The organism is Streptomyces atratus, assembly GCF_014648655.1.
Classification (GTDB): Bacteria; Actinomycetota; Actinomycetes; order Streptomycetales; family Streptomycetaceae; genus Streptomyces; species Streptomyces atratus.
Map to the genome: position 1 here is coordinate 39665 of NZ_BMRN01000007.1, position 22012 is coordinate 61676.

Here is a 22012-nt window from a genome sequence, read left to right on the forward strand (position 1 = left end):
GGCCTGCGGCCGTGACCGGCGATCCGCCCGGTCAGTTGTGGCCGAAGCGCCGCTGGTGCTTACGGGCAACATCAGCAGGGCTGCCCTGGGCCTGCGGCTGAGGCTGTATCTGCGAGTCGTAACCGGTCGACTTGGTCTCTTCCGCACCGTGCTCCGGACCCGACGCGCGGTTCTGCCGGCTGCTCTGCTTGCGGTTCTTGTTCTTGGCCATGGTGTTCCTCCTACGGGGACTCTCGGGGCCAGGACCGCGTTCAGATTCACATAGCGGGATAAAGCATGCATGTTGGATCATTACCGTGCGTAGTGAGGGGGTATCATGCGCCGTTTTCCGGATCCGCCACGCCGATGATCGAGTTCCGGCCGTCAACCCCTGCGCGGTCGGGCAGACTCGAAGGAAACCCTTGGCAAAGACCACACCCGAACTTCTGGAAGAGGGTGGAACGCGTGGACCGTTGCGTCGTCCTGGTGGACGCCGGCTACCTGCTGGGTGCAGCCGCGAGTCTGCTGGCCGGGGAGCCCGCCCGTTCCCGCATCACCGTCGACCACGCGGCCCTCATCCGGGGCCTGCGCGAGCTGGCAGAGGCCGATACGCGGCAGCCGCTGCTGCGGATCTACTGGTTCGACGGCGCCCCCGACCGCGTACCGCAGCCCGAGCACCGCAGACTTCGTGTGATGCCCCGGGTGACCGTCCGGCTCGGTGCTCTCACCCGCAGCGACGGGCGCTGGGCGCAGAAGGGCGTCGACGCCGCGATGCACGCCGAGCTCACCGAACTGGCCAGGAACCGGGCCTGCTCCGACGTGGTGCTGGTGACCGGTGATGGCGATCTGCTGCCCGGCCTGATGTCCGCCAAGGAACACGGCGTCGCCGTCCATCTGTGGGCCGTCCAGGCCGCCGACGGCGACTACAACCAGTCCGAGGACCTGGTCGCCGAGGCCGACGAACGAAGGGTGCTCGACCGGGCCTGGATCACCCAGGCCGTACGGGCCAAGGAGACCGGCGGCGTCTGCGCCCCGCCGCCCGCCCCCCGGCCGGAGATCGCTGCGATCCTCTCCGCACCGCTGCCCGAGGCGGCCCTTGCGGCCTCCGCCGAGCGGGCATCGGAGGCCCAGGCCGCGGCCGCCGGCAACGGTGAGGTGCCGCCGCCCGAGGAGAGCTCCACCGCCGACCGGCCCGGCCACGGGGGAAGGGGCGTACCCACACCCAAGGATCTGGCGGGCAGCCTGCGCGGCCCCGGCTCCCAGCCCACCCAGCCGTCGCCCGCCAACGCCACACTGCGCTGGTCCTCCGACAAGGGCTGGATGGAGCGCGGCGGACCGCTGGGCGAGCCCGCCGAAACCGCGTCCCTCCCGACGCTGGCCCAGCTCACCAGTGCCGAGCAGCGCTGGGCGGACCGGGAGGAGGACATCACCACCGTGGGCGGCGACCCCTTCGAGGTGGGCCAGGTCTTCGCCCGGCGCTGGATGGAGCGGCTGCCGGAGACCGTCCATCTGCAGAAGCTGTCGACCATGTATCCGCGCATCCCGCACCGCATCGACGGCGAACTGCTGCGGTACGCGGCACGGTTCGGCCTGCTCGCCCACAAGGACGACCAGATCGACGAGCACGACCGCTACGCGATCCGGGCCGGATTCTGGCGGGAGATCGATGTACGGGCCGCTGCGGAACACGCCCCGGCGGTGGAGCGGACGAGCCCGTCCGGCGACTGACGGCACAACGGTCGTGCGGGCGGGCAACCCGGCACGCGATTGCGGCATCGACGTCCGACCGGCGTGGCCCCGGGCGCAATACGGGGCATCCGACCCCGTACTCTCGTACCTCGTGAGTACGGGCACAGCACAGGCGCAGACAGCGGTCGGGACCGTGTGCGCGGTGCGTGATCTGGTCAAGACCTATCCCGCCGCCCGCGGCCGCCGCGGTGCACCCGCCACACCCGAGGTGCGCGCCACCGACGGGGTCAGCCTGGATGTGCGGGGCGGCGAGATCTTCGGCCTCCTCGGCCCCAACGGCGCCGGAAAGTCCACCCTGGTGCGGCAGCTCACCGGGCTGATGAGGCCCGACTCCGGCAGCGTCACCGTGCTGGGCCACGATCTCGTACGCCATCCCGAGCGGGCCTCCCGGCTGATCGGGTACCTCGGGCAGGAGTCCACCGCCCTGGACGACTTGACCGTCTCGCTCGCCGCCGAGACCACCGGACGGCTGCGCGGCCTCGCGGTGCGGGACGCCCGCGCCGAGCGCGACGACGTGCTCGACGAACTCGGCCTCACCGAGATCGCGGGACGCCCCCTGAAGAAGCTCTCCGGCGGACAGCGGCGGCTCGCCTGCTTCGCGGCCGCGCTGGTCGGCGAGCGGCCGGTGCTGGTGCTGGACGAGCCGACGACCGGTATGGACCCCGTCGCGAGGCGCGCCGTCTGGGCCGCCGTCGACCGGCGCCGGGCCGAACGCGGCACGACGGTGCTGCTCGTCACCCACAACGTCATCGAGGCCGAGACGGTTCTCGACCGGGTCGCCGTGATCGAACGCGGCAAGGTCATCGCCTGCGACACGCCGACCGGGCTCAAGGAACGTGTCGCCGGCGAGGTCCGGGTCGAGCTGGTGTGGCGCGAACGGGCGCCCCTGGACGTTCCCGAAGTGGCCGCGCTGCGCGGCTCGGCCCAGGAATCCGGGCGGCGCTGGGTGCTGAGGCTCGGTCCCGACGAGGCGCGGGCGGCGGTCGCCGCCGTGACCGGCGGCGCGGCCTTTGCCGCACTCGACGACTTCACGCTGGCGACGCCCAGCCTGGAGGATGTCTATCTCGCGCTCGGCGGGGACGCGACCAAGGGGCTGGTGAAGTCATGACCGGCGCGGGCGGGGCGACCGGATGCGCATGCGTGGCCGGGCAGGTAGCGAACAGGAGCAGCGCCAGGTGACGAGCATCGTTCCCGCGCAGGCGGTGACCGGATCCGTCCGGATCGCCGATGACGGCCGTGCCGGCCGCGACGGTCAGGAAGAGGCAGCTCCCGCGCCGCTCGCGCCACGGGCCCGGTTGTTCCCCTCGCTCGCGGCCGTCTACCGTGCCCAGCTGTCCAGGGCCAGGGTCGCCCGTATCCCGCTGCTCTTCGTCGCGACCTTCCAGTCCGTCGGGATCATGGTGCTGATGCGCGGGGTCGTCGACGGCGGCTTCGAGGCGCGCGCCGTCGTCGCCGGATCCAGCGTCCTCGTGGTGGCCTTCGTCGCACTCAACCTGCTCGCCCAGTACTTCGGGCAGTTGCGGGCCGGCGGCGGACTCGACCACTACGCCACCCTGCCGGTGCCGCCCGCCGCGGTGGTGCTCGGTGCGGCCGGGGCGTACGCCTCCTTCACCGTGCCCGGCACGATCGTCACAGCCGTGGCGGGGAGCGTGCTGTTCGGACTGCCGCTGACGCATCTGTGGGTGCTCGTCGCCGTCATCCCGCTCTCCGGGGCGGCGCTCTCCGGGCTCGGTGCCGCGATGGGGCTGCTCGCGCCCCGTCAGGAGCTGGCCACGCTGCTCGGGCAGCTCGGCATGTCGGCGGCGCTGCTGCTCGGCGTCCTGCCGGCCGACCGGCTGCCCGGGCCGATCGGCTGGGCCCGCGATCTGCTGCCCTCCACATACGGTGTCGAGGCGCTCTCCCGGTCCTTCGACGCCCACCCCGACTGGGCGGTCGTCGCACTGGATCTCGCGGTCTGCGCCGTCGTCGGCGTCCTCTCGCTGGCTGCGGCCACCTGGGCGTACCGCAGGGCAGCGGTCCGGTGAGGCGCGGCACAGGGACGCCTGGCACGATGGCAAGGTGACCGCACCTCTGACGCCGCCTCACCAGCCCTCGTCCAACGACCCCTGGCAGACCCCGCCGAAATGGGGTGGGCCCGGTCGTCCCGGCGGCCCGGGTGCTGCCCACTCCGGCACTCTGCCGGAGTCGCCGGAGGAGCGGAATCTCAGGTCGGATCTGCTGCGTGCCGCTGTGGTCACCGTTCTCGTGACCGTCGCCGGCATCGGGCTCGGACTCCTCTGGCTGTGGCTGGCGCCGCGGGTTCCGCTGATCTCCGACAGCACGGCCGTCTTCCTCAGCGACAGCGAGGGCGAGGAGGCGATCGGCGCCGACGGTACGTTCGTGCTGCTGGCGCTGGCCTTCGGCGCGCTCTCCGCGGCGCTGGTCTTCTTGTTCCAGCGGCGTGGCGGAATCGCCCCGGTGGTGGGGCTCGCGCTGGGCGGGCTGCTCGGTTCGCTGCTGGCCTGGCGGCTCGGGGTGTGGCTCGGGCCGGACCAGGACGTGGTCGCGCACGCGCGAGCGGTCGGCAAGGGCGTGGTCTTCGATGCGCCACTTCAGCTGCGGGCGAAGGCGGCGTTGCTGGCGTGGCCGCTGGGGGCGATGGCGGTTCATCTCGGGCTGACGGCGTTGTTCGGGCCGCGGGATCCGGAGCCGGAGTGGGGGGTGTTTCCGGGGTGGGCCGCAGGTGGGCCTGTACCGGGGGCGGGGCCGTCGCCCGCGGGTGGGGGTGTGCCGCCTGTGCCGCCGGCCGAGTCTTAGGCGAGGTGCGGGGTGGGCCGCTGCGCGGGGCTCGTCCCCTGCCCGCCCCTTCCCGAACCGGGGCTCCGCCCCGGACCCCGGTCCTTCAGCGCCGGACGGGCTGAAAAGCGTCCTCCAGTGCCGGGCAGGCTGAACGGCACCCGCAAGCGCCGGGCCGAAAAGTGCCCAGGGCGGCTACCCCCGGCCGATCTCCGCGAACACCGCCCCCGTCAGGGACGCCAGATCCATGGGGGAGAGTTCGACCTCCAGGCCGCGGCGGCCCGCCGAGACGCAGATTGTTCCGTGGGACTGTGCCGACGCGTCCAGCACCGTGCGCAGCCGCTTCCGCTGGCCCAGGGGGGAGATGCCGCCCCGCACGTAGCCGGTGGTGCGTTCTGCGGCTGTCGGGTCGGCCATCGCGGCTCGTTTGCCGCCCACCGCGCAGGCCAGGGCCTTGAGGTCCAGGGAGCCGGCCACCGGGACGACCGCCACGGTGAGTGTGCCGTCGACGTCCGCGACCAGGGTCTTGAAGACCCGGTCGGGGGAGACGCCCAGCGCCTCGGCCGCCTCCTCGCCGTAGGAGGCCGACGCCGGGTCGTGGTCGTAGGAGTGGACGGTGAACGCCGTGCCGGCCGCGGTCAACGCGACCGTTGCCGGGGTGCCGCCGGACTGCTGCTGCTTCTTCGGCTTCTTCGCCACGGGGGAGGGTCCTCGGGTCGGTCCGTCGTCAGTCAGTTGGGGTGGGTCGGGGCACGCGTCAGGTCCACCGCGGGCAGGGACGGCAGATGCCGGATGACGGCGGTCTCGGAGCGCAGCAGCGTCAGTTCCTCGCGCAGCCGGGTCGCGGTGTCGGGTGCCTGGAGCAGCCGCTGCTTGCACGGGATGTCGAATACGGCCGCCGCCGCGACCAGGTAGGAGACGACGGAGGGGTCGTCGGGCAGGTCCGCACCCGTCGTCAGGGAGCGTTCGCTCGCCCCGGCCAGTCGCTTCTGGTAGCTGCGGAAGGCCCGCAGGACGCCCTCGGCGAGTGCGCCGGCCTCCTCGCCGGGTTTCTCGTCCAGGTCTTCGAGTTCGGCCGTCAGGTAGGGGCCGCTCGCGTCGACGGAGAGCAGCTTGACCCGGGTGGTGCCGGTCGCGAGGACCTCGAAGCTGCCGTCCGGCCGTTCCCGGATCTTCGCCGCGTCGGCGATGCAGCCGACCCGGTGGAAGGTCTGGATCGGGTCGGGGCCGAAGCCGTCCGCGGGACCGCGCTCGGCGGGGGTGCTCACCGCCTCGGGCATTCCGGCGGCCGTCGGGGCGACCTCGCGGCCGTCGCGGATCGCGACCACGGCGAAGCGGCGGGGTTCGTTGTCGTCGGTCTTCAGCAGCTCGCGCATCATGGCGCGATAGCGCTCTTCGAAGACGTTCAGCGGCAGCACGAGGCCGGGGAACAGCACCGCGTTCAGCGGGAACAGAGGCAGGCGAGCGGTGGTCACAACGGTCAAGCGTAATGGCCGCGGGGCCGACTTCGGTCGGCCCGGCCGGACAAGGGCGTCGCACAGGCCACCCGGAGCCGCGCCTCGTCCCTCGCGTCGAGGAACCGGCCCAGCGGATCGTCGGAGACCGACGACCACGGGAACGACGCCGCATGGAGTCCGATCTGCCGGAACTGTTCCAGCGCCTCGCCCCAGCGGCCCCGCGCGACCAGCACGTACGCCAGCAGGTTGCGGACCTCGGCGGGCCAGGGATCGCCGGGCGCGAACGAGGCGGACAGCGTGATCGCCAGATCCGCTGCCGCGTCGATCCGTTCCTCCTGCACCGAGGTGGTCCGTACGTCCGGCCCCTCGATCAGCAGGGCGAAAGCGGCCCGCAGCGGCAGCGCCTGCACCAGTGAGCTGGGCAGTGAGTCCTCGGCGGCCCGCTCGGCGAAGTCGAAGCACTCGCGGTGCGAGCCGTACCAGGCGGCGGAGAGGTACCGCAGCGCCGCGACATGGCAGCCGTAGTGGTGCGAGGAGCGCTGGATCGCCTGCTCCCACAGCGCCTCGAACGTGGTGTGCGTGGCATGGGTGCCACGCGCATGGTCGAGCGCGAGCCGCCACGGCACCGGGTCGCGGGGGTCGCTCTCGGCCGCCGCGGTGATCAGCGGTCCCACCTCGCGCAGCTGTTCTGCCCGGACGGGCGACTCCCAGGCCCGGCGGACCGCCAGCTCGGCCTTGACGAGCAGCGCGTCCGGGTCGTGCGGTGCGGCGGCGAGCCAGTCGGTCAGCCATCCGTCGCGGTTGCGGGCGAACGTGGCGAGCCGGCCGAGGTAGCGGTCCCGGTTCTCCCACTCGGCGCCGTCCCGGGTGGTGGCGAGGAGTTTCGCGGCCGGTTCGTACTCCCCGAGGGCGGCGGCGACAAGCGCCGGGGAGAGCCGTTCGTCGGGGGCGTCGAGCAGCACCGCGTCGTCCGCGGGCAGTCCGGCGGCCCCCTGGGGGGAGTGCCGGATCATGCGCGCGGTACGGAGCAGAGCGCGAAGGAATGACATGGTGCAGACCATTGAAAAGCGCTGGTCGGGACGGCGCCAGGGGGGTGCTGTGAAGCTTTGGTGCCGACTACATGGGTTGTATCGAGCTGGGTCAATAAAAAGTAAAGGAAAGCGGGGAATCTGGCTTGTTTTCACTGATCCGGCCGTCGGTCTCCGACACTTCGGCCGTGGCTCGGCAGATCGTTCGACCACGGCCTCCGGCCGCCGCGACGGCCACTGCGCAGAAGGGCTTCGGCCGGTCGGACGGTCGGTCGTCCGGCCGGCTGTGGCCGGATTCCGGTCAGCCCCGGCGCAGCAGCCGTGAGGCGCCCGCCGCGACCGTCGTGGCCAGTATCCAACCCAGCAGGACGAGCACGGCGGCCGCCCACTGCCAGCCGTCCTCCATGCGCCAGTAACCGTCCTGGCCGAGATTGATGACCGGCACCAGCAGATCGAGTGCATAGAGCGCCGGATTCCACTGCGGATGCTCATCCTGTTTGATCGCCGCCGGGACGTGCTGGGAGAAGGCCAGCGCACCCGCCGCCCACAGCACCGCCATCCACACCGCGGCCCGCCCCGGCCGGTAGCCGTACGCCACCGTCCAGTCCTGAAGGAAGCCCCAGAGCTTCGCGGCGGGCGGCAGCGTCTCGCGGCGCCGCCGCTGCTTGGCCAGCAGCACCTCGCGGGCGTCCGCGTCCTCCCCGCAGTTGCGCAGCACCGTGGCGAGGCGTTCGTACGGCTCCGGTACGTACTCCGGGGTTGCCGCCGCCACCCACTCCAGGCGCCGGGAGAGCGGGAAATGCCCGTACGGGACGAGGTTCTCGTACACGAAACCGCCCATCGCCAGACCGCCGGGCCCCGGCCAGCTGGTCGACACATCGATCAGCGTGACGACCTTCGCGCCGTTCAGCACGACCCGGCCCTCCTCCGGCCGTTCCGCGTTGAACCGCAGCTCCGGGGTGACGATCCGGCGCAGCGACAGCTCTTCGTGCCTGGCCAGTACGAACCGCGCCTTGTGCAGATCGACCGCGTCGCCGAACCGTCCGTCGTCCAGGCGTACCCCGCCGCGGCACTCGAAGATCTGCGAACGCGTACCGCGCGCCGGGGTCGGCGCCATGACGATGCCGTACGGGGGAGTGGTGCCCTGGTTACCGGTGTCGATGCTCACCCACGCCTCGCTCATGTACAGCGTCCGCTCCACGGTCAGCTGAGGGGCGTTCAGCGCGCGCCGCCCCTCCCTGCCCCGCAGCCGGCTGCCACGCAGACTCAGCGAACCGCCGACCTTCGCCCCGCGCAGGCTCAGCTCGCCGCGCGCCTCGACCATCTCCGCCTGCAGGTCCTGGGCGACCGCCAGCCCGTCACCGGCCAGGGCCCGCCCGCCCCGGTCGGGGCCGATCTCGATCTGGCTGATCAGCAGATCGGTGCCGATCTGTGCGTCGGTGAGCCGGATCCCGCGCTTGATGCGGCAGCGCGGCAGATGCAGATCGCCCTCGGTGCGCAGCCGGGCCGCCTCCAGCCGCGGCATCGCGCAGCCGACCATCCGCAACGTCGTGAAATGGCATTCGGGCAGCACCACCTCGCTCTCGAAGCGGCAGCCGGTCAGCTCGACGTACGGCGCGACGCGCCCGCCCGCGAGATCCAGCGTCCCGGTGATCCGTACACCCCGGAGCTTCAGCGCGGCGACCCGGCCGGGCCGCGGCGGTGGCCCGGACAGCAGCAGCCGGGCGACGACGCGCCCGTCCACACTGCGCTCCGGTCCCCAGGTGCGCGGCGCGAACGGATCGTCCCGCGCCGGGTCGCGGGCGCGCAGATCGTAGGTGCTGCCGTTCCGGAACGCCTGCCACATGCCCAGCTCGGCCGCGCTGAGACCGTCCGGAAAATCGCCGTCGTGCGGTTCGGTCACGGGTGCCCCTTCCGCTCGGAGCTGTTCTTCCCCTCTGTGTGACGAAGTGAACGCTATTGGTCAGCAGTGACGGCCGGGACATGTATCAGCCAGTGATACGGGCGACCGGACGCCGGAGGCGGTCTGAGAGAATTGCGGTGTGATCTCTCGAATCGATCTGCGCGGCAACGCCCTCCCCGAGGGTGGAGCCCTGCGCGACCTGCTGCCCCGTGCCGAGTTCGACGTGGAAGCCGCCCTGGAGACGGTGCGGCCCATCTGCGAGGACGTACGCCATCGTGGCTCGGCGGCAGTGATCGAGTGGGGGGAGAAATTCGACGGCGTACGGATCGACACGATCCGCGTCCCGGCCGCGGCGATCGCCGAGGCGCTGGAGCGGCTCGACCCCGCCGTACGGGCCGCCCTGGAGGAGTCGATCCGCCGCGCCCGCCTCGTCCACCGCGAGCAGCGCCGCACCACGCACACCACCCAGGTCGTCCCCGGCGGCACCGTCACCGAGAAGTGGGTGCCGGTCGAGCGCGTCGGGCTGTACGTACCGGGCGGGCGCTCCGTCTACCCGTCCTCCGTCGTCATGAACGTCGTACCGGCCCAGGAGGCGGGAGTCGAGGGCATCGCCGTCGCATCCCCGCCGCAGAAGGACTTCCACGGTCTGCCGCACCCGACGATCCTCGCCGCCTGCGCCCTGCTCGGCGTCGACGAGGTGTACGCGGCCGGCGGCGCCCAGGCCGTCGCGATGTTCGCGTACGGAACGGCCGAATGTCTTCCGGTGAACCTCGTCACCGGCCCCGGCAACATCTATGTCGCCGCCGCCAAGCGCCTCCTCAAGGGCCGGATCGGCATCGACGCCGAGGCGGGCCCCACCGAGATCGCGATCCTCGCCGACTCCACCGCGGACCCGGTGCACGTCGCCGCCGACCTGATCAGCCAGGCCGAACACGACCCGATGGCCGCCGCGGTCCTTGTCACCGACTCCGAGGAACTGGCCGCAGCCACCGAGGCCGAGCTGAAGCCGCAGGTCGCCGCGACGAAGCACATCACCGACCGGATCGAGCCCGCACTGGCCGGCCGCCAGTCCGCGATCGTCCTGGTCAACGACCTGGAGGACGGCCTCGAGGTCGTCGACGCGTACGCTGCCGAGCACCTGGAGATCCAGACCGCCGACGCCGCCGCGCTCGCCGACCGGGTCCGCAACGCCGGGGCGATCTTCGTCGGCCCGTGGGCCCCGGTCTCGCTCGGCGACTACTGCGCGGGCTCCAACCACGTCCTGCCGACCGGCGGCTGCGCCTGCCACTCCTCGGGCCTTTCCGTGCAGTCCTTCCTGCGCGGCATCCACATCATCGACTACACGCGCGATGCGCTCGCCGAGGTCACCCACCATGTCGTGACCCTCGCCGAGGCGGAGGACCTCCCCGCCCACGGCGCCGCGCTCAAGGCCAGGTTCGGCGGGGAGGTTCCGCAGCAGTGACGCACAGCAACACCACCCGCAATGCCTGGGACGAGCTCCCGATCCGCGACGAACTGCGCGGCAAGTCCCCGTACGGGGCACCGCAGCTCGACGTACCCGTGCGGCTGAACACCAACGAGAACCCGTACCCGCTGCCCGAGGCGCTCGTCGACCGGATCGCCGAGCGCGTCCGCGAGGCCGCCCGCGACCTCAACCGCTACCCCGACCGGGACGCCGTCGAGCTCCGTACGGAGCTGGCCCGCTACCTCAGCCGCACCGCCGGGCACGAGGTCGGCCTTGCCAACGTCTGGGCGGCCAACGGCTCCAACGAAGTGCTCCAGCAGTTGCTGCAGACCTTCGGCGGCCCGGGGCGCACCGCGATCGGTTTCGAGCCCTCGTACTCCATGCACGCCCTCATCGCCCGCGGCACCGGCACCGGCTGGATCTCCGGACCGCGCAACGAGGACTTCACCATCGACGTCGAGGCCGCCCGGAAGACCATCGCCGAGCACCGGCCCGACGTCGTCTTCATCACCTCGCCCAACAACCCCACCGGCACCGCTGTCGACGCCGAGACCGTACTCGCGCTGTACGAGGCCGCCCAGGCGGCCAAGCCGTCGATGGTCGTCGTCGACGAGGCGTACGGCGAGTTCAGCCACCACGCCTCGCTGCTCCCGTTGATCGAGGGCCGGCCGAACATGGTGCTCTCGCGCACGATGTCGAAGGCGTTCGGCGCCGCCGGACTGCGCCTCGGCTACCTCGCCGCCGACCCGGCCGTCGTCGACGCGGTCCAGCTGGTGCGACTGCCGTACCACCTGTCCTCCATCACCCAGGCCACCGCGCTCGCCGCCCTGGAGCACACGGATACGCTGCTCGGATACGTCGCGCAGCTCAAGAGCGAGCGCGACCGGATCGTCACCCGGCTGCGCGCTCTCGGCTACGACGTCACCGATTCGGACGCCAACTTCGTCCAGTTCGGCCGCTTCGCCGACAGCCACACCGCCTGGCAGCAGATCCTCGACCGGGGCGTCCTGGTCCGGGACAACGGCGTACCGGGATGGCTGCGGGTCTCCGCGGGCACCCCGGCAGAGAACGACGCGTTCCTCGATGCGGTACGCGAACTGAAGAAGGAGCACGACGCATGACTCGCGCGGCCCGCGTAGGAAGAGTCGAACGCACCACCAAGGAAACCTCGGTACTCGTCGAGATCAACCTCGACGGCACCGGCAAGGTCGAGGTGTCGACCGGGGTCGGCTTCTACGACCACATGCTCGACCAGCTCGGCCGGCACGGGCTCTTCGACCTCACCGTCAAGACCGACGGCGACCTGCACATCGACTCGCACCACACCATCGAGGACACCGCCCTCGCCCTGGGCGCCGCGTTCAGGCAGGCCCTCGGCGACAAGGTCGGCATCTACCGTTTCGGCAACTGCACCGTCCCGCTGGACGAGTCGCTGGCCCAGGTCACCGTCGACCTGTCCGGCCGCCCGTACCTCGTGCACACCGAGCCCGAGAACATGGCGCCCATGATCGGCGAGTACGACACGACGATGACCCGGCACATACTGGAGTCCTTCGTCGCCCAGGCGCAGATCGCCCTGCACGTCCACGTGCCGTACGGGCGCAATGCCCACCACATCGTGGAGTGCCAGTTCAAGGCCCTCGCCCGCGCCCTGCGCTACGCCAGTGAGCACGATCCGCGCGCTGCCGGCATTCTTCCCACCACGAAGGGCGCGCTGTGACCGGCCTCAACACCATCCTGATCGTCGTCGGCCTCTTCCTGGCCGGCGGCGTCTACTCCTTCGCGAAGCAGGGCATGCCCAAGGGCGTCATCGTCCTGCTCTCGCTCGCCTCCGTGATGTGCCTGGTGGCAGGCATTCTGCGGATCCAGGGACTCTGGGACTGAGGAACGAGCTGTGAGCGACAAGAAGAAGGTCGTCGTCTTCGACTACGGCTTCGGCAATGTCCGGTCCGCCGAGCGGGCCCTCGCCCACGTCGGCGCGGAAGTCGAGATCACCCGCGACTACGAGAAGGCGATGAACGCCGACGGGCTGCTGGTGCCCGGCGTCGGTGCGTTCTCCGCCTGCATGGAGGGGCTGAAGAAGGCCCGCGGTGAATGGATCATCGGCCGCAGGCTCGCCGGAGGCCGCCCCGTCATGGGCATCTGTGTCGGTATGCAGATCCTCTTCGAGCGCGGCATCGAGCACGGTGTGGAGACGGAGGGGCTGGACGAATGGCCCGGCACCGTCGCCCCGCTGAAGGCCCCGATCGTCCCGCACATGGGCTGGAACACCGTGCGGTCCCCCGAGGACTCCCAGCTCTTCGCGGGTCTCGACCCCGAGGCCCGGTTCTACTTCGTGCACTCCTACGCCGTGCACGACTGGAGCCTGGAGGTCACCAACGCCAAGATCCGCGCGCCCCGGGTCACCTGGGCCACCCACGGCGAGCCGTTCGTGGCGGCCGTGGAGAACGGCGCCCTGTGGGCCACCCAGTTCCACCCCGAGAAGTCCGGCGATGCCGGCGCCCAGCTGCTGACCAACTGGATTGAGACGCTGTAATGCCGAAGCTTGAACTCCTCCCCGCCGTCGACGTCCGCGACGGCCAGGCCGTCCGCCTCGTCCACGGCGAGTCCGGCTCCGAGACCTCCTACGGCGACCCCCTGCAGGCCGCCCTCGCCTGGCAGCAGGCGGGCGCCGAATGGCTGCATCTGGTCGACCTGGACGCGGCGTTCGGCACCGGTGACAACCGGGCGCAGATCGCCGAGGTCGCCCGCTCCATGGACATCAAGGTCGAGCTCTCCGGCGGAATCCGCGACGACGCCTCGCTCGCCGCTGCCCTCGCCACCGGCTGCACCCGGGTCAACCTCGGCACCGCCGCCCTGGAGACCCCTCAGTGGGTCGCCAAGGTCATCGCCGAACACGGTGACAAGATCGCAGTCGGCCTCGACGTCCGCGGCACGACACTGCGCGGCCGCGGCTGGACCCGCGACGGCGGTGACCTCTACGAGACGCTCGCCCGTCTCGACTCCGAGGGCTGCGCCCGCTACGTCGTCACCGACATCGCCAAGGACGGTACGCTCCAGGGCCCCAACCTGGACCTCCTGAAGAACGTCTGCGCCGCCACGGACAAGCCCGTCGTCGCCTCCGGCGGTGTCTCCTCGCTGGACGACCTGCGGGCCATCTCCTCGCTCGTCCCGGACGGCGTCGAGGGCGCGATCGTCGGCAAGGCGCTGTACGCGAAGGCGTTCACCCTCGAAGAAGCACTGCAGGTGGTCTCCGGATGACCGAATCCGTCAACCGCATCTCCTCCGGCGCCCCCTGGGAGGACAAGTTCGGCTACTCCCGCGCGGTCGAGCTGCCGAACGGCCTCGTCCTGGTGGCCGGCTGCACATCGGTGGAGAACGGGCAGATCTCCGCGGGTGGCCCGTACGAGCAGACCGTCACCTCCTTCAAGGTCGCCTTCGACGCCCTGAAGCAGCTCGGTCTGGGCCGCGAGGACGTCGTCCGCACCCGGATGTACCTCACGCACGCCCGGGACGTGGACGAGGTCGGCCGCGCCCACAAGGAGCTCTTCGACGACGTCCGCCCCGCCGCGTCGATGATCATCGTGTCCGGTTTCGTGGACCCGAGCCTGGTCGTCGAGGTCGAGGTCGAGGCTTACCGGGCAGGTGCGCGATGACCCTCGCGGTACGCGTCATTCCGTGCCTGGACGTCGACAACGGCCGGGTCGTCAAGGGCGTCAACTTCCAGAACCTGCGCGATGCGGGTGACCCCGTCGAGATGGCGAAGCTGTACGACGCCGAGGGCGCCGACGAGCTGACCTTCCTGGACATCACCGCGTCCAGCGGTGACCGGGAGACCACCTACGACGTGGTGCGCCGCACCGCCGAACAGGTCTTCATCCCGCTCACGGTCGGCGGCGGCGTCCGTACCGCCGACGATGTCGACAAGCTGCTGCGGGCCGGTGCGGACAAGGTCGGCGTCAACACCGCGGCGATCGCCCGCCCCGACCTCATCCGGGAGATTGCCGAGCGCTTCGGCCGCCAGGTCCTGGTGCTCTCCGTGGATGCCCGGCGCACGCCTGCGGGCACCTTCGAGGTCACCACGCACGGCGGCCGCAGGGGCACCGGCATGGACGCCGTCGAATGGGCGCACCGGGCCGCCGAGCTGGGCGCGGGCGAGATCCTGCTCAACTCGATGGACGCGGACGGCACCAAGGACGGCTACGACACCGAGATGATCGCGGCGGTACGGGAGCACGTGACCGTCCCCGTCATCGCCTCCGGCGGCGCGGGCCGGCTCGCGGACTTCGCTCCGGCCATCGCGGCGGGCGCCGACGCGGTGCTCGCCGCGTCCGTCTTCCACTTCGGTGATCTGCGGATCTCCGAGGTCAAGGGCGCACTCAGGGAGGCCGGACACCCGGTCCGCTGACCGCAGCACTCATCGATCGCCGGGTGGAGCCGTTCTTCGGCCCGACCCGGCGATCGGCGTTTCGAGGGTGGTCGCGTCGCTTCTCCGGTCGCGGCAGCGCACTCCAAAACCCGCAACTTTTATTGCGCAATAAAGATTGCGCAAGTTTTCCTTCCTGTCTACGGTGGGGGACATGGCAAGCAATGAATCGCGCCGGATCTCGGATCTGGAGACCCTGAAGGCGTTCGGGCACCCCCTGCGGATGAAGCTCTACCGGGCGCTCTACATCGCCCGTAAGGCCACCGCCTCCCAGCTCGCCGAGCAGGTCGACGAGGCGGTCTCGCTGGTCAGTTACCACCTGCGCAAGCTCGCCGACCACGGTCTGATCGAGGAGGCCGAGCAGCAGGGCAAGGACGGCCGCGAGCGCTGGTGGCAGCCCGCCTCGAAGGGGCTGACCTTCCACGAGGAGGACTTCAGCGACGCACCCGAGAGGGTCGCCACCCACGCCGCTGTCGGCCGGCTCTCCTTCGACCAGCACGTCGAGCTGTACCGCCGCTACATCGATTCGGCCCAGAGCTGGCCACAGGAGTGGCGCAGCGCCGCCTCCGGCTCGGAGTACCTGGCCCGGCTCACCGCCGAGGAGCTCGCCGCGCTCAGCCGTGAGGTGCACGAGGTGATCGACCGGTACGAGGAGCTCGGCCGTGCCCGCGACGAGGCGGGCGACACACAAGGGCGCGAGAACGTCGCCATGCACCTGTACGGATTCCCGTTCCGCATCTGAGCCGGCGCCCCGAGAGGACGACCTTCATGACTGTCACCGCCACGGCCACGAAAGTTCCCGAACGTCCCGCCCACCGCGACGGCAACGTCCTGCGCTGGCTCGGTGCCTACACCGCGTCGATGATCGGCGACAGCGTCTACTACATGGCGCTCGCCTGGGCCGCCGCCCGCACCGGCAGCGCCACCCAGACCGGACTCGTCCTCGCCGTCGGCTCCATACCCAGGGCCTTACTGATGCTCGGCGGGGGAGTGCTCGCCGACCGGATCGGACCGCGCCGCGTCGTCATCGGCAGCGACGCCGCCCGCTGCCTGGTCGTGCTGGGCCTGGCGGGCGCGCTGCTGCTCACATCGCCCGCCGTGTGGATGCTGATCGCCGTCGCGCTCGTCTTCGGCGTGGTCGACGCCCTCTTCCTGCCCGCCGTCGGCGCCCTGCCGCCCCGGATCACCGCCGCCGGACAGCTGGCCCGCGTCCAGGGGCTGCGCGGACTCGCCTCCCGTACCGCCAATGTCGTCGGAGCCCCGCTCGGCGGCGTCGCGGTGGCCTTCGGCGGCCCGAGGCTCGCGTTCGCCGCGGCCGGGGTGCTCTTCGCCGTGTCGCTGCCGCTGCTGCTGTCCCTGCGGATCAGCCCCCTCCCCGCCCGGGAGAGCGCCGAACCGTCCGGCAACGCCTGGCGCGAACTGGCCGACGGGCTGCGCCACATCCGCCGCCACCCCGTGCTCGGACCGCTGATGCTCGCCGTCGCCCTCAGCGAACTGGGCTTCGCCGGGCCGCTCAACCTCGGACTGATTCTGCTCGCCCGCGAGCGCGGCTGGGGGGCGTCCGGCATGGGCTGGATCGTCGCCGCGTTCGGCATCGGCGCCGGCGCGTCGGCCCTGCTGCTCGCCGTGCGCGGCCGGGTTCCACGGGCCGGGCTGGCGATGTGCCTGACCATGCTCGCGGGTGCGGTGGCCATCGGGGTCTTGGCCTACGCCCCCTCGGTCGGCCTCGCCGTCACCGTTGCCGTCTGTATCGGGCTCTTCGCCGGCCTCGGCGGCTCCTTGTGCGGCGCCCTGATCCAGACCGCTGCCGACCCCGCCTACCTGGGCCGGGTCACCTCGGTCTCGACGCTCTTCACCCATGCGATCGCACCGCTCAGCTACCCGGTCACGGGAGCCGCCGTTGCCGCCTGGGGGACGGGCCCGGTGTTCGTCGCCAGCGCCGCGGTGTGCGCGGCGGGGGCGGCGGCCGGTCTGGCCTTCACCCGGCTGCGCCGCGCCGAACTCCCGCGCTGACCCGTCCCTGTACGCCCTACATCCCCAGCTCCGCCGTGTGCAGCCGGGCCATCGCATCCTTGTCGCCCTCGAGTTCCACCGTCGCCGCGTCCTGCCGGCCGAACGCGAAGAGCAGCAACTCGCCCGGCTCGCCGGTGACCGTCACCACCGGGGTGCCCTTGTGCGCCACCGCCGTCTGGCCGTCCGGGCGGCGCAGCACCAGCCCCACCGGGGATTTGCGGCCCAGCAGCCGGGCCGTCTTCTCGGCGCGCGACCAGAGCACATCGGCGAAGACCGGGTCCAGCTCCCGCCGCGACCAGTCCGGCTGGGCCCGGCGCACATCCTCGGCGTGGACGTAGAACTCGACGGTGTTGGCGGCCTCGTCGATCTGCTTCAGGCCGAACGGGGACATCCGGGGTGGTCCGGTACGGATCAGCTGGATCAGCTCCTCGTACGGCTTCGCCGCGTACTCCGCCTGCACCCGTTCGAGGCGGTTCTTCAGCACGCCCAGCACCACCCCGCCCGCCGCGTCCGGCCGGCGCTCGCGGACCACCACATGGGCGGCCAGGTCCCGGGTCGTCCAGCCGTGGCACAGGGTCGGGGCTTCCGGTCCCGCCGCCTCCAACAGGTCGGCGAGCAGAAGTCGTTCACGCTTTGCATGGGTCGACATGCTCGCCAGCGTACGACCGCCGCACGCGGTCCGCCCAGTGGACGCTGCACAGAACCGCTCCCGCGGCCACGGCACAATGGGCGCATGACCAGTGCGCCCACGCCCAGCACTCCGCCGCCGTCCGGCAACCTCGACCCGGCCATCGCCGCCCGCCTCAAGCGCGGTGCCGACGGCCTCGTCCCGGCGATCGCCCAGCAGTACGACACCGGTGAGGTGCTGATGCTCGGCTGGATGGACGACGAGGCCCTGCACCGCACCCTCACCACCGGCCGCTGCACCTACTGGTCCCGCAGCCGTCAGGAGTACTGGGTCAAGGGCGACACCTCGGGCCACATCCAGCAGGTCAAGTCCGTCGCCCTCGACTGCGACGCCGACACCGTCCTCGTCAAGGTCGACCAGACGGGTGCCGCCTGCCACACCGGCGACCGCACCTGCTTCGACGCAGACGTCCTCCCGCTCGCTCAGTAGGGTCAGCCGTCATGGATCTCGATACCTTCCGCAAGCTGGCCGTCGACCGGCGCGTCATCCCCGTCAGCCGCCGGCTCCTCGCGGACGGCGACACCCCGGTCGGGCTCTACCGCAAACTCGCGGGCGAGCGCACCGGCACCTTCCTCCTCGAATCCGCGGAGAACGGGCGCACCTGGTCGCGCTACTCCTTCATCGGGGTACGCAGCGCCGCCACCCTCACCGCACGCGACGGACAGGCCCACTGGCTGGGCACCCCGCCCGTCGGCGTCCCCGTCGACGGCGACCCGCTGCAGGCCCTGCGCGCCACCATCGAGACCCTGCACACCCCCCACGACCTGGTCGTCGACGACGGGCTGCCCCCGTTCACCGGCGGCATGGTCGGCTACCTGGGTTACGACGTCGTGCGCCGCCTGGAGAAGATCGGCGACAGCGGCGAGGACGACCTCCACGTTCCCGAGCTGACCATGCTGCTCACCTCGGACCTGGCCGTACTCGACCACTGGGACGGCAGCGTCCTGCTGATCGCCAACGCGATCAACCACAACGACCTCGCGACCGGCGTCGACGAGGCGTACGCGGACGCCGTCGCCCGTCTCGACGCCATGGAGCAGGACCTCTCGCGCCCCGTCGAGAACGCCCCCGCCGCCCTTCCGCCGTCCGAGCTCCCCCCGTACACCGCGCTGTGGGGCGGCAAGGCGTACCAGGACGCCGTCGAGGACGTGAAGGAACGCATCAGGGCCGGCGAGGCCTTCCAGGTCGTCCCCTCCCAGCGCTTCGAAACCCCGTGCACAGCAAGCGCGTTGGACGTCTACCGGGTGCTGCGCGCCACCAACCCGTCGCCGTACATGTACCTCTTCCGCTTCGACGGCTTCGACGTCGCGGGCTCCAGCCCGGAAGCCCTCGTCAAGGTCGAGGACGGACGCGCCATGGTCCACCCGATCGCCGGTACCAGGCACCGCGGCGCCACCCCGCAGGAGGACCAGGCGCTCGCCGACGAACTCCTCGCCGACCCGAAGGAACGCGCCGAGCACCTGATGCTCGTCGACCTCGGCCGCAACGACCTGGGGCGGGTCTGCGAACCCGGCAGCGTCGAGGTCGTCGACTTCATGTCCATCGAGCGGTACTCGCACGTGATGCACATCGTCTCCACCGTCACCGGCCGCGTCGCCGAGGGCCGCACCGCCTTCGACGTCCTCACCGCGTGCTTTCCCGCAGGCACCCTCTCCGGCGCTCCCAAGCCCCGCGCGATGCAGATCATCGAGGAGCTCGAACCGACCCGCCGCGGACTGTACGGAGGCTGCGTCGGCTACCTCGACTTCGCCGGGGACTCCGACACCGCCATCGCGATCCGGACCGCCCTGCTCCGCGACGGCACGGCGTACGTCCAGGCCGGAGCAGGTGTCGTCGCCGACTCCGACCCGGTCGCCGAGGACACCGAGTGCCGCAACAAGGCCGCCGCGGTGCTCCGCGCGGTGCATACGGCCAACCGGCTCCGCGGGGCATGAGGCGGTAAGGGATAGTGGAGTACGTGAGTGCTGTCCCCGTACCCCAGCCCCGTGCCGTAGCCGCCACCGCGTCCGACGCCGCGGGGAGCCGCCGCAGCCTGGCCGTCGGCCTGCTCCTCGGGGCGGCCGGCGCCACCGTCGTCCTGCTCGCCTCCGGCCAGACGTGGGCCGAGGGCCGGGCGGCCGTCGGTGGCGGCTCCCTGCCGCTGAGCGCCGACGGTCAGGAGGTCACCGGTCTTCCGGCGGCCCTCGCCGTAGTCGGCCTGGCCGCCCTCGTCGCCGTCTTCGCCGTCCGCAGCGGCGCACGGCTGATCGTCGCCGGGCTCCTTGCCCTCAGCGGCCTCGGTGCCGGACTGAGCGCCTACCTGGGCGCCTTCGACAGCTCGGCGCTCGACGAGAAGGCCGCGCAGACCACCGGCGACTCCTCGGCGACCATCGAGGCGCTCAGCCACACCGCGTGGCCCTACGTGACCGCGGCCGGCGGCCTGCTGATCCTGCTCGCCGGGCTGCTCGCCCTGCGGTACGGGAAGCTCTGGCCCACCATGTCGGGACGGTACGAACGGGACGGCACCCCCCGCCCCCGCAAGGCCGCCCGCACCGCCCCGGACCCGGACCGGCCCGAGGACCTGTGGAAGGCCATGGACCGCGGCGAGGACCTGACGCGCGAGGCATGACCCCCAGCTCACGTCGTACCCGCACGTACGGGACAATGAAGCTGAGCTTTCTGCATAGCGGCACCAACAGCGGCACCAGCTTTGCGTACAGCGATACCAACAGCGCATCACCAACAAGGAGCAACTCATGGCGGGCAGCAGCCACGGACACACCCCGGCCGCCTGGACCGGTGTCATCATCTCCTTCTTCGGCTTCTGCGCCGGAGGCGTCTTCATGGTCGCGGCCAACCCGATCGGCTTCTGGGCCAGTATCGCCGTCATCTTCCTCGGCGGGATCGTCGGCCTCGCGATGAAGGCCGCCGGCCTCGGCATGCCGAAGGAGTCGGAGGAGATGGCCCAGGCCAGGGCTCGCGCCGCGCAGGCCCAGATCTCCTGACCGCACGCACCACCCGTACGAATGCGAGGCGCAGCCCGGCCCGGGCTGCGCCTTTCCGCATCAGCGGGGGACAATCACCGGGTGGACGCATCGCCTACTCCAGCCGCACCGTCGGCGCCGGGCTCCCGGCCCGCCCCCTGCCACCCGCCGATGTCCGGACATCCGCCGATGTCCGACCCGCAGCCGTCCCCGCCGGTCTTCCCTCCGGCCCCCGTCCCCGTCTCGCGTTTCCGGCGGCTCGCCACCCCGGTGGGAGTCATGGCCGCCGTCATCGGGGCGTTCGGCTACGTCGGTGCCGTCGACCCCAATCAGCCGGGCCACTACCCGGTCTGCCCGCTGCTCCGGTTCACCGGCCTGTACTGCCCGGGCTGCGGCGGGCTGCGCAGTGCCCACGCCGTCGCGCACGGCGACATCGCCGCTGCCCTCGGCTCCAACGCGCTCGCCGTCGTCGGCTACGGGATCTTCGCCGTCCTCTGGGTGGTCTGGATGGCCCGCGCCTCCCGGGGCAGGCCCATGAGCATCGCCGCGAAGCCTGTCGTCTGGTGGGGGACCGGGGCCGTGCTGCTGATTTTCTCGATCGTCCGGAATCTGCCGTTCGGCTCCGCGCTGGCGCCCTGAATGCCCAGGTAATGGGACATTCGGCGACTGGATTCGGGCCCTTCGGCCTCCTGCGGATAGCATTGACATGGCTGATCCTGTTCCCTCATCACCGTCCTGGAAGGGGGCCGCTCGCGTGAGTGTGCTCGACGAGATCATCGATGGCGTACGCGCCGACCTCGCAGAGCGGCAGGCGCGTGTCAGCCTCGACGAGCTGAAGGAACGCGCGGCGCGCGCTCCAGCGGCCAAGGACGGAGTCGCCGCCCTGCGCGGCGAGGGCGTGACCGTCATCTGCGAGGTCAAGCGCTCAAGCCCCTCCAAGGGGGCACTTGCCGCGATCGCCGACCCGGCCGCACTTGCCGCGGACTACGAGGCGGGCGGCGCGTCCGTCATCTCGGTCCTCACCGAGGAGCGCCGCTTCGGCGGTTCGCTCGCCGACCTGGAAGCCGTTCGTGCCAAGGTCGACATCCCGATCCTGCGCAAGGACTTCATCGTCACCTCGTACCAGCTCTGGGAGGCCCGCGCCTACGGCGCCGACCTCGCCCTGCTGATCGTCGCCGCCCTCGACCAGGAGGCCCTCGTCTCCCTGATCGAGCGCGCCGAGTCCATCGGCCTGACGCCGCTGGTCGAGGCGCACGACGAGGAGGAGGCGGAACGAGCCGTGGACGCCGGAGCGAAGATCATCGGTGTCAACGCGCGCAACCTGAAGGACCTCAAGGTCGACCGCTCCACCTTCGAGCGCGTCGCCCCCGAGATCCCGAACCACATCGTCAAGGTCGCCGAGTCCGGCGTCCGCGGCCCGCACGACCTGATCGCGTACGCCAACGCGGGCGCCGACGCGGTGCTCGTGGGCGAATCCCTGGTCACCGGCCGCGACCCGCGGGCCGCCGTCGCCGACCTGGTCGCCGCCGGCGCCCACCCCGCCCTTCGGCACGGACGGAGCTGACC

General features: G+C 71.5%; 26 protein-coding genes. 20 read left to right on the plus strand and 6 right to left on the minus strand.

Translation table 11 applies throughout. The features are described 5' to 3' along the window. Positions 1 to 31: 31 nt before the first annotated feature. Positions 32 to 211 (minus strand): hypothetical protein, encoded by a 180-nt coding sequence (locus tag IEZ15_RS14045; RefSeq protein ID WP_189276966.1) that lies wholly within the window; start codon positions 209 to 211, stop codon positions 32 to 34. A gap of 224 nt (positions 212 to 435) precedes the next feature. On the opposite strand from IEZ15_RS14045, the gene IEZ15_RS14050 reads away from it, so the two are divergent. From IEZ15_RS14050 to IEZ15_RS14065, 4 genes are all read left to right on the plus strand, one after another. Beyond that, positions 436 to 1707, plus strand: coding sequence for an NYN domain-containing protein (locus tag IEZ15_RS14050; protein WP_114244047.1), 1272 nt, complete (start codon positions 436 to 438; stop codon positions 1705 to 1707). Between the two features lie 154 nt (positions 1708 to 1861). Beyond that, complete coding sequence (locus tag IEZ15_RS14055) at positions 1862 to 2836, plus strand: ABC transporter ATP-binding protein (RefSeq protein ID WP_114248935.1); 975 nt, start codon at positions 1862 to 1864, stop codon at positions 2834 to 2836. A gap of 28 nt (positions 2837 to 2864) precedes the next feature. Beyond that, a complete protein-coding gene (locus IEZ15_RS14060; RefSeq protein WP_189276968.1) occupies positions 2865 to 3752 on the plus strand; it encodes an ABC transporter permease in 888 nt (295 codons plus the stop codon). Between the two features lie 34 nt (positions 3753 to 3786). Next, complete coding sequence (locus tag IEZ15_RS14065) at positions 3787 to 4524, plus strand: ABC transporter permease (protein ID WP_189276970.1); 738 nt, start codon at positions 3787 to 3789, stop codon at positions 4522 to 4524. A 174-nt stretch (positions 4525 to 4698) separates the two neighbouring features. On the opposite strand, the gene ybaK is transcribed toward IEZ15_RS14065, so the two are convergent. From ybaK to IEZ15_RS14085, 4 genes are all read right to left on the minus strand, one after another. Further along, positions 4699 to 5202 carry a Cys-tRNA(Pro) deacylase gene (ybaK, locus tag IEZ15_RS14070; RefSeq protein ID WP_114244045.1) on the minus strand — a complete coding sequence of 168 codons (504 nt, stop codon included), beginning with the start codon at positions 5200 to 5202 and terminating at the stop codon, positions 4699 to 4701. Between the two features lie 32 nt (positions 5203 to 5234). Further along, entirely contained in the window at positions 5235 to 5978 is a 744-nt protein-coding gene (locus IEZ15_RS14075) for an LON peptidase substrate-binding domain-containing protein (protein ID WP_189276972.1), read from the minus strand. Between the two features lie 5 nt (positions 5979 to 5983). Then, positions 5984 to 7021, minus strand: a complete 1038-nt coding sequence (locus IEZ15_RS14080; protein ID WP_189276974.1) for a hypothetical protein — start codon at positions 7019 to 7021, stop codon at positions 5984 to 5986. A gap of 268 nt (positions 7022 to 7289) precedes the next feature. Then, positions 7290 to 8891 (minus strand): oxidoreductase, encoded by a 1602-nt coding sequence (locus IEZ15_RS14085; RefSeq protein WP_189276976.1) that lies wholly within the window; start codon positions 8889 to 8891, stop codon positions 7290 to 7292. Positions 8892 to 9030: 139 nt separating this feature from the next. On the opposite strand from IEZ15_RS14085, the gene hisD reads away from it, so the two are divergent. The 10 genes from hisD to IEZ15_RS14135 all read left to right on the plus strand — a co-directional run bounded on the left by hisD (position 9031) and on the right by IEZ15_RS14135 (position 16795). Beyond that, complete coding sequence (hisD, locus tag IEZ15_RS14090; RefSeq protein WP_189276978.1) at positions 9031 to 10353, plus strand: histidinol dehydrogenase; 1323 nt, start codon at positions 9031 to 9033, stop codon at positions 10351 to 10353. After that, positions 10350 to 11477, plus strand: coding sequence for a histidinol-phosphate transaminase (locus IEZ15_RS14095; RefSeq protein WP_189276980.1), 1128 nt, complete (start codon positions 10350 to 10352; stop codon positions 11475 to 11477). The genes hisD and IEZ15_RS14095 overlap by 4 nt, the downstream gene beginning before the upstream one ends. After that, positions 11474 to 12076 (plus strand): imidazoleglycerol-phosphate dehydratase HisB, encoded by a 603-nt coding sequence (gene hisB / locus IEZ15_RS14100; protein ID WP_114244039.1) that lies wholly within the window; start codon positions 11474 to 11476, stop codon positions 12074 to 12076. Before IEZ15_RS14095 ends, hisB begins: the two co-directional genes overlap by 4 nt. Beyond that, positions 12073 to 12240 carry a CG2302 family histidine operon protein gene (locus IEZ15_RS14105; RefSeq protein ID WP_164493121.1) on the plus strand — a complete coding sequence of 56 codons (168 nt, stop codon included), beginning with the start codon at positions 12073 to 12075 and terminating at the stop codon, positions 12238 to 12240. Before hisB ends, IEZ15_RS14105 begins: the two co-directional genes overlap by 4 nt. A gap of 10 nt (positions 12241 to 12250) precedes the next feature. Beyond that, a complete protein-coding gene (gene hisH, locus IEZ15_RS14110) occupies positions 12251 to 12892 on the plus strand; it encodes an imidazole glycerol phosphate synthase subunit HisH (RefSeq protein ID WP_189276982.1) in 642 nt (213 codons plus the stop codon). After that, positions 12892 to 13617 carry a bifunctional 1-(5-phosphoribosyl)-5-((5-phosphoribosylamino)methylideneamino)imidazole-4-carboxamide isomerase/phosphoribosylanthranilate isomerase PriA gene (priA, locus tag IEZ15_RS14115; protein ID WP_189276984.1) on the plus strand — a complete coding sequence of 242 codons (726 nt, stop codon included), beginning with the start codon at positions 12892 to 12894 and terminating at the stop codon, positions 13615 to 13617. Before hisH ends, priA begins: the two co-directional genes overlap by 1 nt. Further along, positions 13614 to 14012 (plus strand): RidA family protein, encoded by a 399-nt coding sequence (locus IEZ15_RS14120; RefSeq protein ID WP_114244037.1) that lies wholly within the window; start codon positions 13614 to 13616, stop codon positions 14010 to 14012. The genes priA and IEZ15_RS14120 overlap by 4 nt, the downstream gene beginning before the upstream one ends. Continuing rightward, on the plus strand, positions 14009 to 14764 hold the full coding sequence (hisF, locus tag IEZ15_RS14125) for an imidazole glycerol phosphate synthase subunit HisF (RefSeq protein ID WP_114244036.1): 756 nt from the start codon (positions 14009 to 14011) through the stop codon (positions 14762 to 14764). Before IEZ15_RS14120 ends, hisF begins: the two co-directional genes overlap by 4 nt. 172 nt (positions 14765 to 14936) lie before the next feature. After that, the gene (locus tag IEZ15_RS14130; protein ID WP_114244035.1) at positions 14937 to 15524 is read left to right on the plus strand and encodes an ArsR/SmtB family transcription factor; all 588 of its coding nucleotides are present in this window, start codon (positions 14937 to 14939) and stop codon (positions 15522 to 15524) included. Positions 15525 to 15550: 26 nt separating this feature from the next. Next, the gene (locus IEZ15_RS14135; protein WP_189276985.1) at positions 15551 to 16795 is read left to right on the plus strand and encodes an MFS transporter; all 1245 of its coding nucleotides are present in this window, start codon (positions 15551 to 15553) and stop codon (positions 16793 to 16795) included. Positions 16796 to 16811: 16 nt separating this feature from the next. On the opposite strand, the gene IEZ15_RS14140 is transcribed toward IEZ15_RS14135, so the two are convergent. Continuing rightward, positions 16812 to 17444 (minus strand): TIGR03085 family metal-binding protein, encoded by a 633-nt coding sequence (locus IEZ15_RS14140; protein ID WP_114244033.1) that lies wholly within the window; start codon positions 17442 to 17444, stop codon positions 16812 to 16814. A gap of 84 nt (positions 17445 to 17528) precedes the next feature. On the opposite strand from IEZ15_RS14140, the gene hisI reads away from it, so the two are divergent. The 6 genes from hisI to trpC all read left to right on the plus strand — a co-directional run bounded on the left by hisI (position 17529) and on the right by trpC (position 22010). Further along, positions 17529 to 17912 (plus strand): phosphoribosyl-AMP cyclohydrolase, encoded by a 384-nt coding sequence (gene hisI, locus IEZ15_RS14145; protein ID WP_093894911.1) that lies wholly within the window; start codon positions 17529 to 17531, stop codon positions 17910 to 17912. Positions 17913 to 17923: 11 nt separating this feature from the next. Beyond that, the gene (locus tag IEZ15_RS14150; protein ID WP_114244032.1) at positions 17924 to 19417 is read left to right on the plus strand and encodes an anthranilate synthase component I; all 1494 of its coding nucleotides are present in this window, start codon (positions 17924 to 17926) and stop codon (positions 19415 to 19417) included. A gap of 14 nt (positions 19418 to 19431) precedes the next feature. Continuing rightward, positions 19432 to 20091, plus strand: coding sequence for a TIGR02234 family membrane protein (locus IEZ15_RS14155; RefSeq protein WP_189276986.1), 660 nt, complete (start codon positions 19432 to 19434; stop codon positions 20089 to 20091). A gap of 127 nt (positions 20092 to 20218) precedes the next feature. Further along, a complete protein-coding gene (locus IEZ15_RS14160) occupies positions 20219 to 20467 on the plus strand; it encodes an HGxxPAAW family protein (protein WP_114244030.1) in 249 nt (82 codons plus the stop codon). Between the two features lie 168 nt (positions 20468 to 20635). Beyond that, positions 20636 to 21085: a DUF2752 domain-containing protein gene (locus tag IEZ15_RS14165; protein WP_229845887.1), complete on the plus strand. Its 450-nt coding sequence runs from the start codon at positions 20636 to 20638 to the stop codon at positions 21083 to 21085. Positions 21086 to 21200: 115 nt separating this feature from the next. After that, positions 21201 to 22010 carry an indole-3-glycerol phosphate synthase TrpC gene (gene trpC, locus IEZ15_RS14170; protein ID WP_093894906.1) on the plus strand — a complete coding sequence of 270 codons (810 nt, stop codon included), beginning with the start codon at positions 21201 to 21203 and terminating at the stop codon, positions 22008 to 22010. Positions 22011 to 22012: the final 2 nt, after the last annotated feature.